The following is a 16,777-nucleotide window of genomic DNA, read 5'->3' as shown; positions in this document are numbered from 1 at the left end:
TTTTTAAAATATTATGAAATACGTATTATTACTTTTTATTTTAATTTTTAGCTTATCTACTTTCTCACAAGAAACAATTTCTGAAAGCTCAATAAAAGATCCTGACGAAGTCCCTTTTGCTGTAATAGAAAAAGTTCCGGTTTACAAAGGCTGCAACAAAAAATCTAGCAATGTAGAGATAAAGAAATGTTTCAATGATAAAATCAATAGTTTTATCGCCTCAAATTTTAATACAAATTTGGGTAGAACACTTGATATAGAAGACAAAAGTATTGTTAGAATTAACGTCTTTTTCAAAATAGATAAAACTGGAAAAATCACACAAATTGAAGCGAAATCTGAATACCCTGAACTCAACAATGAAGCAAAAAGAGTTATCAGACTTATACCGCAACTAGAAAGCCCTGGCTATGTTAGAGGAAAACCTGTTACTGTACCTTATTTTTTACCTATACAGTTTCAAGTTGACAACCCAAAATCATCTGCTAATACCAAGAATGATAAATTCCCAACCTTTAGAGGCTGCGAAGAAACAATGCCTTACAACGAACTTAAGAAATGTACATTAGATAAAATTGCTGATTATGTACGTGTAAGTATAAATTACGAATTAGCAGATAAATTATTTCCAACACAAAAGTCAACACAATTCAAACTAGAGTTTACTATTAATAAAAAAGGTAAAGCAGAAAACATTACCGCTCAAGCTCACAAAAAGGCTATGGCTATTGAGGCTATAAATGTTCTAAAAAGAATGCCTAAACTTAAAAAACCGGGGTATAAAAATGGTAAAGCTGTCGATACTTCTTTGAGTTTATTTATGACAATTTATTTTTAAACACAAAAAAGTGTAAATTTATAAGACTTATATTTTTTAACTATGTTCGGAAAGAAAAAGCAAACACCTCAAATAGATAAAGAGCAATTAGAACTTATAAAAACAGCTCAAAAACGTATTAAGCAAAAAAAACGCTTGTATGCTCATTTTATAATCTTCATTATTGGTGCAATTTTTTTAATATTAGCGAATACCGTTCTTGGAATCGGAGAAAACATAAAACCTTTAGGTGTTAATTGGTTTGTTTATGCCATATTATTTTGGCTGTTGCTTTTTGTTTATCATGTATTTAATGTGTTTGTGACCTCTAAATTTTTATCAGAAAAGTGGGAACAAAAACAACTTGATAAACTAGTTGCTCAACAAAAGGAGCGAATTAATGAACTTAAAGACCAATTACTTGCTGAAGAAACCATAATTGCAAAGCGCGAAGTTGAAAAAGAGCTTCAAGCAAAAAAGAAAACAAATAAAAATGCTATTGTAACATTAATTGTTGCTGCTGGAGAAGACAACGCTATTGGTAAAGACAATGATTTAATCTGGCATTTAAGCGATGACTTAAAACGCTTTAAATCTTTAACAAATGGGCATCACATCATTATGGGGCGAAAAACTTTTGAAAGTTTCCCTAAACCTTTACCTAATAGAAATCATATTGTTATAACCAGACAAAGTAATTATCAAGCACCAGAAGGCGTGATTATTGTTAACAGCTTAGAAGACGCGCTTGATGCTGCACGATTAGACGAGCAACCTTATATTATAGGTGGTGGTGAAATTTATAAACAAGCTATGCCGCTTGCTAATAAGATAGAACTCACACGCGTTCATGGCACATTTGATGGTGCCGACACGTTCTTCCCTGTGATTGACAAAACTATTTGGAAAGAAACCAATAATGTATTTCACGACAAAGACGATAAACATCAATTTAGCTTTTCCTTTTTAACATATGAAAGGTTTTAAAAACATTCTATTACTTATATTTTGCTTTTACGTATGTATCCCTATTTGCATTTCTCAAAAACAAGATTTCATTCCTATAGATATTGGGGTTATAAAAGTAACGACTTACGGTAAAGGGCAGCCTATTTTAATAATTAATGGTGGTCCAGGAATGAGTAGTCAAGGTTTCTCTACACTAGCAAAGGAACTTGGAAAAACTCACCTTGCTATACTCTATGATCAGCGTGGCACAGGACAATCAGTTATAAATGAGATTTCTGAAAACACCATGACTATGGATTTTATGGTTGAAGATATTGAAGCTATTAGAAAACACTTTGGCTTTAATAATTGGATTGTTTTAGGGCATTCTTTCGGAGGCATGTTAGCCTCTTATTACTTAAAAAAACATCCTAAAAGGATTAAAGGTTTAATCTTATCTGGCTCTGGCGGTCACGATTTAAGCATTACTAGAAACCTTAACCTTACTTCAAGGCTAACGTCTAAGGAACGAGACTCTTTAAACTACTGGAACCGAAAAATTTATCAAGGAGACACTACATATAAAACTCTATATAACAGAGGAAAATATTTAGCTCCCGCATATGTTTATGATAGAAAACATGCTCCAATAATAGCTGAACGGCTAACGCAAGGTAATCGTATTATTAATAGTTTAATTTGGGAGAATATTCGTGCTATAAATTTCGATTGTAGTGATGCATTCATCAATTTTAAAGAGCCTGTTTTAATTATTCAAGGAAAACAAGATGTTATGGGTAATACTATTGCAAAAAAAGCCCATTCCCTACTAACAAACTCAAAACTAATATTTATAGATAAGTGCGCACATTATGGTTGGTTAGAACAACCTGAAGAATATTATAGGAATATTTATATGTTTATAGAAGTTTTATAACAGTACAATTGTCTTCATTTGTTTTTATTACAATATCAAAATACACTTAAAATTTAATCTGTTACATTTCATGCTTTTTACCTAATTTCGCTTTATGGTAAAAGAGGTACAATTACGTGTTTCTCTTCAAGAAGAAGAGCGCTCGGATATTTTGGTTTTAAAATCGGCTAAAGCTTTAAAAATTCCAAAAGAAGACATTTCTGGTATAAAAGTAATGCGTAAATCTATTGACGCACGTAACCCTAAAATAATTTTCAATTATAAAGTTGCTGTTTACATCAAGGAACCATTACCTCAATCATCGCAATATACTTTTAATTATAGCGATGTTTCTAACGCAAAACCTGTTCATATTATAGGGTTTGGTCCCGCTGGCATGTATGCTGCTCTACGCTGCATTGAACTTGGGTTTAAACCAATCGTTTTAGAACGCGGTAAAGATGTTCAAAATAGACGCCGTGATTTACGTGCTATAAATCAAGATCATTTTGTTAACGAAGACTCTAATTATTGTTTTGGAGAAGGTGGTGCAGGCACTTATAGCGATGGCAAACTCTATACACGAAGTTTAAAACGTGGTGACGTTCGTCGTATTTTTGAAAACCTGGTTTATCATGGTGCTACAGATCAAATTTTGGTTGATGCTCATCCTCATATTGGTACAAACAAATTACCTAAAGTTGTTCAGAATATCCGTGAAACTATTTTAAAGTATGGTGGCGAAATACATTTTGAATCTCGCGTTACTGATTTTATTATTAAAGACAACCGCATACAAGCTATTCAACTAAAGAATGGAGATGAGCTAACTGCTAACCGCGTTATTTTAGCAACAGGACATTCGGCTCGTGATATTTTTTATTTATTACACAAAAAAAACATAGCCCTAGAAGCTAAATCGTTTGCAATGGGAGTTCGTGTTGAACATCCGCAGCATATTATTGATTCCATTCAATATCATTGTCAAGGTGAGCGTCATGACTTATTACCAGCAGCGTCTTACAGTTTGGTACAGCAAGTAAATGAACGTGGTGTATATTCTTTTTGCATGTGTCCTGGCGGATTTATTGTTCCTGCTGCAACAGCAAATGGAGAAGTTGTAGTAAATGGTATGTCACCATCTAAACGAAATAATGAATTTGCTAATTCAGGCATTGTTGTTGAAATAAATGCTGATAAAGATTTATTCAAATATGAAGCGTTTGGTGTTTTAAAAGGTCTTGAATACCAAAAAGATTTAGAGCGCCTTGCTTACACAGCTGGAGGCCGTAGCCAAGTTGCGCCAGCACAACGCTTAACAGATTTTGTTGAAGGCAAATTATCAATTGATTTAAACCCTACATCATATCAACCTGGTCTAAACACATCACCAATGCACTCTTTATTACCAAAGCTTATAGGTAGTCGTTTACGTCAAGGGTTTAAAGCCTTTGGAGAAAAAATGAAAGGCTATTATACAAGCGAAGCAAATATTATAGGTGTTGAATCTAGAACATCATCTCCGGTAAGCATTCCTAGAAACAACAAATTAGAACATCCTGAAGTAGCCGGATTATTTCCGTGTGGAGAAGGTGGCGGTTATGCTGGTGGTATAATAAGCGCTGCCATGGATGGCGAACGTTGTGCTGAAGCTGCTTGCCAAACATTATAAACTTTAATTTAATGACAGAAAAACAAAAAATGTTAGCTGGTGAAATGTATAATCCATCAGATCCAGAACTAATAAAAGAAAGACAAACAGTTAGATTATTATTTCAAGAATTCAACAGCTTAAATGAGAATCAAGCTGAAAAAAGAAATACTATTCTATATAAAATATTCAAAAACGCTGATGAAAACCTCTATGTAGAACCTCCTTTTCATTGTGATTATGGAAGCAATATTATTGCAGGTAAAAACCTCTTCATGAACTTTAATTGTTGTATTCTAGATGTTGCCAAAGTAACCATAGGAGACAACTGCATGTTTGGACCTCATGTTCAAATTTATACTGCAACACATCCACTAGAATTTAAATCTCGTAACAGCGGTAAGGAATACGCACTCCCTATTACCATAGGCAATAACGTATGGATTGGTGGTAATGCAACCATTTGTCCTGGTGTTACTCTAGGAAATAATGTTGTTGTAGGTTCTGGAGCTGTAGTAACCAAAAGCTTTCCGGACGATGTTGTTATAGCAGGAAATCCAGCCAAAATAATTAAAACCATAAATAACAACTAATTGCATTCTTAATATTATTCCTATTTTTGCAGCATTAAAATAAAAAACAAATGAACGCATATATTTTTCCAGGTCAAGGTGCCCAGTTTTCAGGAATGGGATTAGACCTATACGAACAATCAACATTAGCTCAAGAATTATTTGAAAAAGCTAATGACATTTTAGGATTTTCAATCACTGATACAATGTTTGAAGGATCTGCTGATGATTTAAAACAAACTAAAGTAACTCAACCTGCTATATTTTTACATTCGGTTATTTTAGCAAAAACATTAGGAGATAGTTTTAAACCTGATATGGTTGCTGGACATTCATTAGGAGAATTTTCTGCTTTGGTTGCCAATGGCGCCTTAAACTTTGAAGACGGTTTAAAGTTAGTTTCTCAACGTGCTCTTGCTATGCAAAAAGCTTGTGAATTACAGCCTAGTACTATGGCAGCTGTTTTAGGTCTAGATGATGCTATTGTAGAAAAAGTTTGTGCCAATACAGATGGTATTGTTGTTGCAGCAAACTACAACTGCCCAGGGCAACTAGTTATTTCAGGAGAAGTAGAAGCGATAAACAAAGCTTGTGAATCGTTAAAAGCAGAAGGTGCTCGTCGTGCTTTAGTATTGCCTGTTGGTGGAGCTTTCCACTCGCCGCTTATGGAACCTGCACGAGAAGAATTGGCAGCTGCTATTGAAAACACGGCATTTAGCAAACCTATTTGTCCTATTTATCAAAACGTATCTACTACAGCTGTTACAGATGAGAACACAATAAAAGCTAATCTTATATCACAATTAACAGCTCCTGTAAAATGGACACAATCAGTACAACAAATGATTACTGATGGTGCTACATTATTTACTGAAGTTGGTCCAGGTAATGTATTACAAGGCTTGGTAAAGAAAATAAACAGAGAAGCGCAAACAGCATCTGCTTCTAAATAAGTCTTTTTTTTAAAACATTGTTTACAAACACAAATTAGGTAATATGAAACTTTCTCGTAATGCTTTAATCAGCATCTTAATTATTGTTAGCATTGCGCTAGATCAAATTTCTAAAGTTTTGGTACGACTATATGTAACACCGTATCAAGAAACAGAATTAATAGGCAAGTATTTTATACTAACAAATGTTGAGAATTCTGGAGCATTTTTGGGCATGGGAAGCGACTTAAATCCAACTTTACGTCTTATCTTTCTTTTATTACTGCCTATAGCTGTTTTAGGATATGTACTATTTCATATTATAAAAAATAAAGATTTAGATAAATGGTCATTAATGGGCTTTTGTGTTATCATAGGTGGCGGAATAGCCAATGTTTATGACCGTATAGTTTATGGATCTGTAACAGATTTTTTTCATATCGATTTAGGTGGTGTTTTTAAGACTGGTATTTTTAATGTTGCCGATATGTTTGTAATGCTAGGTCTCGGATTTTTAATTTTAGGAAATTTTAAAAACAAAAAAGCATAAATAAAAAAGCCTCTGAATTTTCAGAGGCTTTTTTGTATTGAATTTATCTGGCTAAATTACAAGCTTCGCAATCTTTAATTTCCCCATAATAAGTTTCGCGATACTTATGGAGAGTTTTATAAGGAATACTTAAAAAATGCTTTTTTATGTAAGTCACTTTGGTTAATAATTCACCCATTTTTGGAGTGTGTCTTTTCTCGTCTTTTGTTTGTCTTTTTACAGTAATCAGTTTCATAATATCTTTTATCATTAAATACAAAGAAACTAACTTGTAAGACCAATTCCAAAAAATCAAAGTTAAACCATTGTTAATCAATATATTATTTAAAATTTGATAATTATATTGCTATATGATTAAAATATTTACAATTTAAACAGACATCTGTTTAGAATATTTTAATCGCTAAAAAGCCTTTTTTTGATATAAATATCTAGTTTTTCAACTTTTTTTGCCAATTCCATGCAGATCGCATTGCGTCATCAAGTGATAATTTTGATGTCCAACCTAACACATTATTAGCTTTTTCAGTATCTGCATATGCAGCAATTACATCTCCTTCTCGCCTATCTGCAATTTTGTAATTTAATTTTTCTTCAGATACGCTTTCAAAAGACTTTATTACTTCTAATACTGAACTTCCTGTTCCTGTACCTAAATTAAATACTTCGTAATTATCACTATTAGATTTAGACAGTAATCTCTCTAAAGCAATAACATGTGCTTTGGCTAAATCTACAACATGAATATAATCACGAATACAGGTACCGTCTTGTGTAGGGTAATCATCTCCAAAAACAGATAATTGCTCTCTAATTCCTATAGCTGTTTGAGTAATAAAAGGCACTAAATTTTGAGGTACTCCTATTGGCAACTCTCCAATATGCACAGACTCATGAGCTCCTATTGGGTTAAAATATCTTAAGGAAATTGCGTTTAAATCTTCATTTACCTTACAAGTATCTTTTATTATTTCTTCACCTATTTGTTTAGTGTTTCCGTAAGGTGACTCTGCAGGTTTTATTGGTGCACTTTCTTTTATTGGCAACGTATCCGCTTGACCATAAACAGTACATGAGGAACTAAAAATAAAGTTTGATGACTTTAAACCTTTTAATTCTTGAAGTATGTATACAAGTGTATTTATGTTATTTTCATAATATAATAATGGGTTCCCAACACTTTCACCAACAGCTTTACTTGCTGCGAAGTGTATTATTCCCTCTATATCTGCATGTTTTTTAAAAAACGCTTGTACTTTAGATTTTTCTCTTAAATCTAACTTTTCAAATTCTGGTTGCTTTTTTGTTATTGCAGTTATACCTTCTAGTACATTAATTGATGAGTTTGATAGATTATCAATAATAACAACATCAAATCCTTTGTTTTGAAGTTCTACAACAGTATGAGATCCTATAAAACCTAGTCCGCCTGTTACTAATATTTTAGCCATTAATAAATGTTATTATTTTTTGAGATATAAACGCTATTTGCTCATCATCAAGCTCTGTATGCATTGGTAGAGATATAACCTCTTTTACTAATGCGTTAGTTACATTAAAATCTGCCTCATTATATCTTTCATCTTGATAAGCTTTCTGTCTATGTAACGGAATTGGGTAATAAACACCACAAGGTATACCGTTTTCGTTTAAGTATTTTACTAAAGCATCACGATCTACACCATTTAATTTTAAAGTATATTGATGATAAACATGATTATCAGCTGTACCACATTCAAAAGGTGTTGTTATACTATCAATGTCTTTAAATGCTTCGTTATATTTTTTTGCTGCGTCCCTTCTTGCTTGATTGTAAGCATCTAAATGCACCAGTTTAGCATCTAAAACAGCTGCCTGAATAGAATCTAACCTAGAATTTACACCTACTACGTCATGATGGTAACGCTCATACATACCATGATTAACTATCCCTCTTATGGTATGTGCTAATGCATCGTCATTTGTAAAAATTGCTCCTCCATCACCATAACATCCTAAATTTTTAGAAGGAAAGAAAGATGTTGAAGCTACATGTCCAATAGTTCCTGCTTTTGCTTTTTGTCCATTACTGTAAGTATATGTCGCTCCTATTGCTTGTGCGTTATCTTCAATCACATATAAATTATGTTCTTGAGCAATCTCCATAATTGCCTCCATATTAGCACACTGTCCAAATAAATGAACAGGCACAATCGCTTTGGTTTTTGGCGTAATAGCCTTTTTAATAGCGTCTACATCAATATTAAAAGTATCTGGCTCAACATCAACCAAGACAGGTGTTAATTGAAGTAAAGCAATCACCTCAACGGTTGCAGCAAAAGTAAAATCGGCCGTGATAACTTCATCTCCTGGTTTTAACCCAAGTCCCATCATGGCAATTTGCAGAGCATCTGTACCATTAGCACATGGTATAACATGCTTAACACCTAAATAGTTTTCTAAATTTTTTTGAAACTCATGAACCTTTGGTCCATTTATAAATGTTGTTGTCTCTATTACCTCTTGAATAGCTGGGTTAACAACATCTTTTATACCGGAATATTGACCCTTTAGGTCAACCATTTGAATTTTTTTCATATCCTACGAAATTACAAAATTAGCAAACGTAAACCAATGAAATTTTATCAAAGAAATGTATTTTAGCATCAAAGAAAGAACTTTGGGTATTTTTTACAATTTTACTATTTATCTGGCTCAATTTGTATTGCGCGTTTTATCTCTATTTAATGCTAAAATTAAATTGGGTGTGCGTGGTCGTAAAGAGACTTTTCAAAAATTGAAAAATACGATTCAAAAAAACGACAAAACACTCTGGTTTCATTGTGCTTCTCTTGGAGAATATGAACAAGGTCTTCCTGTTTTTAGAGCGTTAAAAAGCCAATATCCTAAACATAAAATTGTACTAACTTTCTTCTCTCCTTCTGGTTATGAAATAAGAAAAAACACGGATGTCGCTGATATTGTTGTGTATTTGCCTCTTGACTCAAAACATAACGCCAAACACTTTTTAAACATGGTAAACCCTGAACTTACCATCTTTGTGAAATATGACATTTGGCCTAATTATTTGAAAGAGGTTAAAAAACGAAATTTAAAAGCCATTTTAATCTCTGCTCTTTTTAGAAAAGATCAATCTTTTTTTAAATTTTACGGAAAAGGTATGCGAGAGGCTTTATTTGCTTTTGAACATATTTTTACCCAAGATAATAGTTCAAAAGAACTTTTAGAGTCTATACATTATAATTCGGTTACCATCTCTGGAGACACAAGGTTTGACAGAGTTTATAATCAATTAAAAATTGACAACACTTTAGACTTTGTTAATACGTTTAAACAAAACAAACTATGTGTTGTAGCTGGTAGCACATGGCCTGAAGACGAAAATTTACTGATAGACTTTATAAACAATCACCAAAATGATAATGTGAAATTTATCATAGCGCCTCATAATATTAAGTCGAATCAAATCAGCAAACTAAAAAACAGCCTCAATAAAAAAACAATTTTATTCTCTGAAAAAGATAGTAATGATCTCTCTCAATATCATGTTTTAATTATTGATACCATTGGGTTATTATCCAAAATATACAGTTATGCAAACATTGCTTACGTTGGTGGAGCTATAGGCAACACAGGATTACATAACACACTTGAACCTGCCGTTTTTGGAGTTCCTATAATTATTGGTAACCATTATGAAAAATTCCCTGAAGCTAAAAGCATGATTAAAAACCAAGGCATGTTTAGCATTTCTGATAAAAAAACACTAAATCTTACTCTTCAAGAACTCCTATCAAATTCTGAAAAAAGAACAAAAAGTGGTGCCTTAAATTTAGAATATATAAAAAAAAATAAGGGTGCCGTCATCCAAATTATAGATTTCTTACGTAAATAGAATGATTTTAAATTTCGAAATAACATCCTGTGTTAAAAAATGTTAAAAAACACTTGCATAGTTAACCAATAAGTTGTTACATTCGTATTTATTATAATAATTAACACTAAAACTTTAAACTAATGAAAAAATTAATTTTAAGCGCCGCTTTATTATTAGCTATAGGCGTAACTTTTACTTCTTGTAGAGATGAAAAAAAAGCTGAAGATGTTGAAAACAGTATAGAAAATGCTGCTGAAGCTACAGGTGACGCTTTAGAAGATGCTGCTGAAGCAACTGAAGAAGCTGTAGAAGATGCTACAGAAGCTACAGGTGACGCTTTAGAAGATGCTGCTAACGCAACTGAAGATGCTTTAGAAGATGCTGGTGATGCTGCTGAAGAAGCTGTAGATAAAGCTGGTGACGCAGTAAACAACGCTGCTGATAAAACTAAAGAAGCTGCAGACAAAGCTGCTAAAGCTGCTAAAGATAAAGTGGACGAATTAAAAGCTCACTAAATCCTTTAACGGTAAAAATTACAGAGCCCATACTTTTGTATGGGCTTTTTTTATGCTTCGTTCTCACATTTCACCGCAGTTAATTAAATAACTTTAGTATCTTTCAAAACTAAAACTGACTTAACAAATGATTGGATTATTATCTTTTATAGGATTTACTGCTTTAGTAGCAATAATTTCATACTATGCAACTCGTAAAACCGATGAAAATTCTTCTGATGGATACTTTCTTGGTGGTCGAAGTTTAACTGGTGCTGTAATTGCAGGCTCCTTATTACTTACGAACTTATCCACAGAACAAATAGTAGGCTTAAATGGTTCAGCCTACAAAGAAGGAATTTTGGTAATGGCTTGGGAAACACTAGCCGCTATAGCAATGGTAATAACCGCATTATTTTTACTACCAAGATACTTAAAAGGCGGTATTGCAACCATTCCTACTTTTTTAGAAAGACGTTATAACAAAACAACTAAAGCTTTGACCTCTGGACTATTTTTAACAGGTTATGTTGTTGTTTTACTCCCAATTGTATTATACTCTGGAGCTTTGGCCATAAACTCTATGTTTGATATTCCAGAACTTTTAGGAGTTTCAAAAGAAATAGGATTATGGATTACTATATTTTCAATTGGAATTATTGGTTCTATATATGCCATATTTGGAGGCTTAAAAGCTGTTGCTATTTCTGATACAATTAATGCCATAGGATTGCTAATTGGCGGATTAATGATTCCTGTGTTTGGACTTATTGAAATTGGTAGCGGAAGCATTTCTGAAGGTTTATCTACCTTGGTAGCTTCTAATCCAGAAAAATTTAACGCGTTAGGATCATCAAGTGCTTCAGTACCATTTACTACTATTTTTACAGGTATGATGCTAGTACAGTTATTTTATTGGGGAACAAACCAAGCCATAATACAACGAGCATTAGGTGCTAAAAACTTAAAAGAAGGTCAAAAAGGATTATTACTAGCTTCGTTTATAAAAATTTTAGGTCCACTAATTGTTGTTTTACCTGGTATCATCGCTTTTTATTTATTCCAAGGGAATTTAGCTAATCCGGACGAGGCTTATCCTGAACTTGTAACTAGAGTATTACCTGCATCGCTTGTAGGCTTTTTTGCGGCTGTTTTATTTGGCGCTATTTTAAGCTCATTCAATAGTGCTTTAAATAGTTCTGTAACGTTATTCGGAATAGACATCTACAAAGAGTTTATAAATAAAAATGCATCTGAATTAGAAACAGTGAAAGCCGGAAAACGCTTTGGGGTTCTTTTAGCGCTTTTATCAATGTTTGTCGCGCCTTTTATTGCAAACGCTCCTGACGGCCTTTTTGGCTACTTACAAGAGGTTAACGGATGCTACAGTATTCCTATATTAACAATAATAGTAGTTGGATACCTTACTAAACGTGTTCCTGCAAAAGCTGCTAATATTGGTATTATTTTAGGTGCTGTTTTATATGTAATAAGCCAATTTGTATTAAAACCTTATGTTTTTGGTGAAGATAATTACCCTCACTATTTACATGTTATGGCTATACTATTCGTATTAAACATAATTATAATGCTCATCATTGGAAAGTTATATCCTAAAACCGAAGCTTATGAAGACGTTTTCACTCAAGAGGTTGATATCACACCATGGAAGCACGCAAAAACAACAGGTGCCTTAATTGTTATTATTGTAATAGCTATTTATATATACTTCTCTTAACTAAAAACACAAACAATCATAAAACAAAAAAAGCCTTACATTTCTGTAAGGCTTTTGTACTGAAGGCGGGACTTGAACCCGCACGGCCATAATGGCCATTGGATTTTAAGTCCAACGTGTCTACCAATTCCACCACTTCAGCATCTTGGTATATTTTCAAGAAAGTATTTCAAGAGCGAAAGACGGGATTTGAACCCGCGACCCTCACCTTGGCAAGGTGATGCTCTACCCCTGAGCTACTTTCGCAGTCTTTTAAATGAACGTGCAATGTTGTTATTGCGGATGCAAATTTAATATATTTATTATAATACCAAAGGTTTTTTTAAAAAATAATTAAAAATATTTTAAGCCATCTTTTTTTTGACCAACATTCGCTTTATTTCATTGAGCTTCATCAAGGCTTCAACAGGTGTTAAGGTATCAATATCGGTATGCAAAATCTCTTCTTTAATCTGCTCTAAAAGAGGATCATCCAAATTAAAAAAGCTTAATTGCATCTCGTCATCTTTTAATGTTTTTACTTTATCTGTGAGTTCTTCACTAGAATGAGACTTCTCTAATTTTTTTAAAATTTTATTTGCTCTATGTAAAACTTGTTGTGGCATTCCTGCCATTTTTGCTACATGAATACCAAAACTATGCTCACTTCCTCCTGCTACAAGCTTTCTTAAAAAAAGCACATTATCTTTAAGTTCTTTTACGGAAACATTGTAGTTTTTTATTCTATTAAATGTTTCTGTCATTTCATTTAGCTCATGATAGTGAGTCGCAAATAATGTTTTTGCTTTTGCTGGGTGTTCATGTAAGTATTCACTAATTGCCCATGCTATAGATATACCATCATACGTACTTGTACCACGACCAATCTCATCAAGAAGCACTAAACTTCGCTCTGAAATATTATTCAAAATTGAAGCTGTTTCATTCATTTCTACCATAAAAGTAGATTCTCCCATAGAAATATTATCACTTGCTCCTACTCGTGTGAAAATTTTGTCAATCAATCCTATTCTAGCTGATTTTGCTGGCACAAAACTTCCTGTTTGGGCTAACAAAACAATTAAAGCTGTTTGACGTAATATAGCTGACTTACCAGACATATTAGGCCCAGTAATCATAATCATTTGTTGCTTTTCTCTATCTAAATATACATCATTTGCAATGTAAGCTTCACTTGGTGGCAGCTGTTTTTCTATTACAGGATGACGACCTTCTTTTATATCTAAATCATAAGAATCATCAATTGTTGGATACACATAATTACTATCATTTGCCAATTGCGCAAAACCGCACAAGCAATCAATTTTCCCTATTAAAAAGGCATTTTGCTGTACAGGCTTAATGTATTGTGTCATCCAATGAATTAGTTCAGAAAACAATTGTTGCTCAATAGTAAGAATACGTTCTTCTGCACCTAATATTTTAGCCTCATATTCTTTGAGCTCTTCAGTAATATAACGCTCGGCATTAACTAATGTTTGTTTTCTAATCCATTCTTCTGGAACTTTATCTCTATGCGTATTTCGCACCTCTATGTAATATCCAAAGACGTTGTTTGATGCTATTTTTAGTGATGTAATTCCTGTACGTTCACTTTCTCGCTCAAGCATCTTATCTAAATATTCTTTCCCAGAAGTTGATAATGCCCTAAGTTCGTCAAGCTCTTTAGAAAACCCTTTTGCAATGGTATGCCCTTTTAGCACATTTACTGGCGCATCTTCATTAAGTGTTTCTTTTATTTTTTCACGAAGTACATCACAACTTTGCAAGGTATCACCTATAACTTTTAAGGCATCATTATCACAACTTGCTGCTATAGCTTTTATAGGCACAATAGCTTCTAATGAGTTTTTAAGCTGAATAACCTCTCGCGGGCTTACTTTTGCGGTTGCTGTTTTAGAAATTAAGCGTTCTAAATCGCCTATATGTTTTATATGGTTTTGAATCTTTTGAAGTGTAGATGCATTTTTACTTAAAAAATCTACAACTTCATGACGTTGTTTTATTTTTTCAACATCTTTTAGCGGCAAAGCTAACCAGCGTTTTAATAAACGTCCGCCCATTGGCGAGATCGTTTTATCAATCACATTTAGCAAAGTAACCGCATTATTATTGGTAGAATGATAAAGTTCTAAATTTCTAATAGTAAACTTATCCATCCAAACATAGTCATCTTCAGCAATTCTACCAACAGATGTAATATGCTGGAGTTTGTTATGTTGCGTTTCGGCTAGATAATGCAATATTGCTCCAGAGGCTATAATACCTTCGTGCAAATCTTCAATACCAAATCCTTTTAGAGTTTTAGTATTAAAATGCTTTATAAGTGTTTCGTTAGCGTAATCTGTTTGGTATACCCAATCTTCTAAATAAAACGTATGGTAATCTTGCCCAAACACTTCATTGAAATGCATCCGTTTTTGTTTTGAAACCAAAACTTCGCTCGGGTTAAAATTCTGTAGTAATTTATCAATGTATTCAGCATTTCCTTGAGACGTTAAAAACTCTCCAGTAGAAATATCTAAAAATGAAATACCAATAAACTGCTTACCAAAATAAACAGAGCATAAAAAATTATTTGATTTAGATTTTAATACTTCATCATTAAGTGCTACACCTGGTGTTACCAATTCAGTAACGCCTCGCTTTACAATAGTTTTGGTTTGTTTAGGGTCTTCAAGCTGATCACAAATAGCAACACGCTCACCTGCTTTTACCAATTTAGGCAAATATGTATTTAAAGAATGATGCGGAAAACCTGCTAACTCGGTTTCACTTTCACTACCTGCTCCACGCTTGGTTAATATAATGTCCAATATTTTGGCAGTTCGCACAGCGTCTTCCCCAAAGGTTTCGTAAAAATCACCTACTCTAAACAATAATAAAGCATCTGGATATTTTGCTTTAATTGCATTGTACTGCTTCATTAATGGTGTTTCTTTCTTTGCTTTTTTTGCCAACGGTAAACTGGTTTTTATGTGTTACTTTTGCCTAAAATGTAGGATTGCTAAAGTAGTTATTAATTTAAGTTTTCTAAAACGTAGAAAGCAGAAGTTATTTACAATTATCAGAAGAAATTAACATGCGAAAATTAAAAAACAGCGAATTAGACCGATTGAGTGTTGACGAATTTAAAGATTCAAAAAAAACACCTATCATCATTATATTAGACAACATTAGAAGCCTAAATAACATCGGCTCGGTGTTTAGAACAAGTGATGCCTTTTTAATTGAAAGAATATATCTATGCGGTATTACTGCAAAACCTCCACATAAAGACATACACAAAACAGCATTAGGCAGTACCGAAACTGTTAATTGGGAATACGTAGAAGACACTCTAGAACTCATAAAAAAACTAAAACAAGAAGGTGTTAAAATAGCCTCTATTGAGCAAGCTGAACATGCCACAATGCTTGATAAGTTTGCACCTGAAACCAATACTACCTACGCACTTGTTTTTGGTAACGAAGTAAAAGGTGTGCAACAAACTGTTGTTTCTGAAAGTGATTTGGTTTTAGAAATACCACAATATGGTACCAAGCACTCTCTTAATATTTCAGTTAGTTGTGGTGTTGTGGTTTGGGATGTGTTTAGCAAAATGAAAAAATAGTGTCTAAAAAAAGCAAAAAGCCTTGGCCTACCAAAGCGGTTATGGAGCAAATCTATGACAAGCATTTTTGGGGCGGCAAGGAATTCGATTTTTATTCTGGTGACGGTTCACATGAAGCAAGTATTGTTACACCCTATTTACAAAGTGTAAGCGAGTTTTTAAAAAACCAAAACCCTAAACTGTCTGTTTGCGATTTAGGCTGTGGCGACTTTAATATTGGAAATCAGCTAACACAATATACCAAACATTATCACGCGATAGATATTGTTGCACCTCTTATAGAAAGAAATAGAAAACTATATCAAAGCAACAATATTGAGTTTTATTGTTTAGATATTTCTAAAGACGACATTCCGCTTGCCGATTGTGTTATTTTAAGACAAGTCTTGCAACATCTATCCAATACCGAAATACAAGGTATTTTAAACAAAATTGCACATTATAAATACATAATTCTAACAGAGCATATTCCCTTAAGCAAATTCACTCCCAATAAAGACATCATAGCTGGACAAGGCATTAGATTAAAACAGCAAAGCGGCGTTCTTATTCAGGAACCTCCTTTTAATTTTAAAACAACTAGCGAAACAGTTCTTAACGAGCATATTTTACCCCATAAAATGGGACGCATTATTACAACACTTTACACAACATAAACTTAAAATCACA

At 33.1% G+C, this 16,777-nt stretch carries 16 protein-coding genes and 2 tRNA genes; 12 read left to right on the top strand and 6 right to left on the bottom strand.

Annotated features, from left to right (window positions below; all coding sequences use genetic code 11):
- Nucleotides 1-13 precede the first annotated feature (13 nt).
- The 7 genes from ACN5J3_RS02985 (at nt 14) to lspA (ending at nt 6,386) form a co-directional block, all read left to right on the top strand.
- Nucleotides 14-838 carry a hypothetical protein gene (locus ACN5J3_RS02985; protein ID WP_417291343.1) on the top strand — a complete coding sequence of 275 codons (825 nt, stop codon included), beginning with the start codon at nt 14-16 and terminating at the stop codon, nt 836-838.
- Between the two features lie 42 nt (nt 839-880).
- Entirely contained in the window at nt 881-1,804 is a 924-nt protein-coding gene (locus tag ACN5J3_RS02980) for a dihydrofolate reductase (RefSeq protein WP_418510717.1), read from the top strand.
- Nucleotides 1,791-2,702, top strand: coding sequence for an alpha/beta fold hydrolase (locus ACN5J3_RS02975; RefSeq protein WP_418510716.1), 912 nt, complete (start codon nt 1,791-1,793; stop codon nt 2,700-2,702). The genes ACN5J3_RS02980 and ACN5J3_RS02975 overlap by 14 nt, the downstream gene beginning before the upstream one ends.
- Nucleotides 2,703-2,796: 94 nt before the next feature.
- Nucleotides 2,797-4,353: an NAD(P)/FAD-dependent oxidoreductase gene (locus ACN5J3_RS02970; RefSeq protein ID WP_418510715.1), complete on the top strand. Its 1,557-nt coding sequence runs from the start codon at nt 2,797-2,799 to the stop codon at nt 4,351-4,353.
- Nucleotides 4,354-4,364: 11 nt separating this feature from the next.
- Nucleotides 4,365-4,925, top strand: a complete 561-nt coding sequence (locus ACN5J3_RS02965; protein WP_417291346.1) for a sugar O-acetyltransferase — start codon at nt 4,365-4,367, stop codon at nt 4,923-4,925.
- A 50-nt stretch (nt 4,926-4,975) separates the two neighbouring features.
- Nucleotides 4,976-5,857, top strand: coding sequence for an ACP S-malonyltransferase (gene fabD, locus ACN5J3_RS02960; RefSeq protein WP_418510714.1), 882 nt, complete (start codon nt 4,976-4,978; stop codon nt 5,855-5,857).
- Between the two features lie 43 nt (nt 5,858-5,900).
- Entirely contained in the window at nt 5,901-6,386 is a 486-nt protein-coding gene (gene lspA, locus ACN5J3_RS02955) for a signal peptidase II (RefSeq protein ID WP_417291348.1), read from the top strand.
- A gap of 43 nt (nt 6,387-6,429) precedes the next feature.
- On the opposite strand, the gene ACN5J3_RS02950 is transcribed toward lspA, so the two are convergent.
- The 3 genes from ACN5J3_RS02950 to ACN5J3_RS02940 all read right to left on the bottom strand — a co-directional run bounded on the left by ACN5J3_RS02950 (nt 6,430) and on the right by ACN5J3_RS02940 (nt 8,963).
- Complete coding sequence (locus ACN5J3_RS02950; RefSeq protein ID WP_417291349.1) at nt 6,430-6,621, bottom strand: hypothetical protein; 192 nt, start codon at nt 6,619-6,621, stop codon at nt 6,430-6,432.
- A gap of 196 nt (nt 6,622-6,817) precedes the next feature.
- Nucleotides 6,818-7,837: a UDP-glucose 4-epimerase GalE gene (galE, locus tag ACN5J3_RS02945; protein ID WP_417291350.1), complete on the bottom strand. Its 1,020-nt coding sequence runs from the start codon at nt 7,835-7,837 to the stop codon at nt 6,818-6,820.
- The gene (locus tag ACN5J3_RS02940; RefSeq protein ID WP_418510713.1) at nt 7,830-8,963 is read right to left on the bottom strand and encodes a DegT/DnrJ/EryC1/StrS family aminotransferase; all 1,134 of its coding nucleotides are present in this window, start codon (nt 8,961-8,963) and stop codon (nt 7,830-7,832) included. Before ACN5J3_RS02940 ends, galE begins: the two co-directional genes overlap by 8 nt.
- A gap of 82 nt (nt 8,964-9,045) precedes the next feature.
- Here ACN5J3_RS02940 and ACN5J3_RS02935 point away from each other — a divergent pair, with 82 nt between their 5' ends.
- From ACN5J3_RS02935 to ACN5J3_RS02925, 3 genes are all read left to right on the top strand, one after another.
- Nucleotides 9,046-10,281, top strand: coding sequence for a 3-deoxy-D-manno-octulosonic acid transferase (locus ACN5J3_RS02935; protein WP_418510712.1), 1,236 nt, complete (start codon nt 9,046-9,048; stop codon nt 10,279-10,281).
- Between the two features lie 122 nt (nt 10,282-10,403).
- Nucleotides 10,404-10,778 (top strand): hypothetical protein, encoded by a 375-nt coding sequence (locus tag ACN5J3_RS02930; protein WP_417291353.1) that lies wholly within the window; start codon nt 10,404-10,406, stop codon nt 10,776-10,778.
- Between the two features lie 127 nt (nt 10,779-10,905).
- A complete protein-coding gene (locus ACN5J3_RS02925; RefSeq protein ID WP_417291354.1) occupies nt 10,906-12,495 on the top strand; it encodes a solute:sodium symporter family transporter in 1,590 nt (529 codons plus the stop codon).
- Nucleotides 12,496-12,552: 57 nt separating this feature from the next.
- Here ACN5J3_RS02925 and ACN5J3_RS02920 read toward each other — a convergent pair.
- From ACN5J3_RS02920 to mutS, 3 genes are all read right to left on the bottom strand, one after another.
- A tRNA-Leu gene (locus ACN5J3_RS02920) sits at nt 12,553-12,637 on the bottom strand.
- Between the two features lie 32 nt (nt 12,638-12,669).
- Nucleotides 12,670-12,741, bottom strand: a tRNA-Gly gene (locus ACN5J3_RS02915).
- A gap of 98 nt (nt 12,742-12,839) precedes the next feature.
- Entirely contained in the window at nt 12,840-15,455 is a 2,616-nt protein-coding gene (gene mutS, locus ACN5J3_RS02910) for a DNA mismatch repair protein MutS (RefSeq protein ID WP_418510711.1), read from the bottom strand.
- Between the two features lie 122 nt (nt 15,456-15,577).
- Here mutS and ACN5J3_RS02905 point away from each other — a divergent pair, with 122 nt between their 5' ends.
- Together ACN5J3_RS02905 and ACN5J3_RS02900 are read left to right on the top strand one after the other, a co-directional pair.
- Nucleotides 15,578-16,108 carry an RNA methyltransferase gene (locus ACN5J3_RS02905; protein WP_418510710.1) on the top strand — a complete coding sequence of 177 codons (531 nt, stop codon included), beginning with the start codon at nt 15,578-15,580 and terminating at the stop codon, nt 16,106-16,108.
- 41 nt (nt 16,109-16,149) lie between these two features.
- Nucleotides 16,150-16,764 (top strand): class I SAM-dependent methyltransferase, encoded by a 615-nt coding sequence (locus tag ACN5J3_RS02900; RefSeq protein WP_418510709.1) that lies wholly within the window; start codon nt 16,150-16,152, stop codon nt 16,762-16,764.
- Nucleotides 16,765-16,777: the final 13 nt, after the last annotated feature.

This window comes from Corallibacter sp., from assembly GCF_048381695.1.
In the GTDB taxonomy this organism is placed as follows: Bacteria; Bacteroidota; Bacteroidia; order Flavobacteriales; family Flavobacteriaceae; genus Corallibacter; species Corallibacter vietnamensis.
Note: the sequence above shows the minus strand (reverse complement) of the source record. Positions and strands in the feature narration are given on the sequence as shown.

Excerpts from the sequence above, each read along its gene's own strand:
- ACN5J3_RS02930 (WP_417291353.1), top strand. The coding sequence starts at position 10,404 with ATGAAAAAATTAATTTTAAGCGCCGCTTTATTATTAGCTATAGGCGTA.
- ACN5J3_RS02925 (WP_417291354.1), top strand. The coding sequence starts at position 10,906 with ATGATTGGATTATTATCTTTTATAGGATTTACTGCTTTAGTAGCAATA.
- ACN5J3_RS02940 (WP_418510713.1), bottom strand. The coding sequence starts at position 8,963 with ATGAAAAAAATTCAAATGGTTGACCTAAAGGGTCAATATTCCGGTATA.
- fabD (WP_418510714.1), top strand. The coding sequence starts at position 4,976 with ATGAACGCATATATTTTTCCAGGTCAAGGTGCCCAGTTTTCAGGAATG.
- ACN5J3_RS02975 (WP_418510716.1), top strand. The coding sequence starts at position 1,791 with ATGAAAGGTTTTAAAAACATTCTATTACTTATATTTTGCTTTTACGTA.
- ACN5J3_RS02970 (WP_418510715.1), top strand. The coding sequence starts at position 2,797 with ATGGTAAAAGAGGTACAATTACGTGTTTCTCTTCAAGAAGAAGAGCGC.
- ACN5J3_RS02905 (WP_418510710.1), top strand. The coding sequence starts at position 15,578 with ATGCGAAAATTAAAAAACAGCGAATTAGACCGATTGAGTGTTGACGAA.
- ACN5J3_RS02950 (WP_417291349.1), bottom strand. The coding sequence starts at position 6,621 with ATGAAACTGATTACTGTAAAAAGACAAACAAAAGACGAGAAAAGACAC.
- galE (WP_417291350.1), bottom strand. The coding sequence starts at position 7,837 with ATGGCTAAAATATTAGTAACAGGCGGACTAGGTTTTATAGGATCTCAT.
- ACN5J3_RS02900 (WP_418510709.1), top strand. The coding sequence starts at position 16,150 with ATGGAGCAAATCTATGACAAGCATTTTTGGGGCGGCAAGGAATTCGAT.
- ACN5J3_RS02985 (WP_417291343.1), top strand. The coding sequence starts at position 14 with ATGAAATACGTATTATTACTTTTTATTTTAATTTTTAGCTTATCTACT.
- ACN5J3_RS02965 (WP_417291346.1), top strand. The coding sequence starts at position 4,365 with ATGACAGAAAAACAAAAAATGTTAGCTGGTGAAATGTATAATCCATCA.
- lspA (WP_417291348.1), top strand. The coding sequence starts at position 5,901 with ATGAAACTTTCTCGTAATGCTTTAATCAGCATCTTAATTATTGTTAGC.
- ACN5J3_RS02980 (WP_418510717.1), top strand. The coding sequence starts at position 881 with ATGTTCGGAAAGAAAAAGCAAACACCTCAAATAGATAAAGAGCAATTA.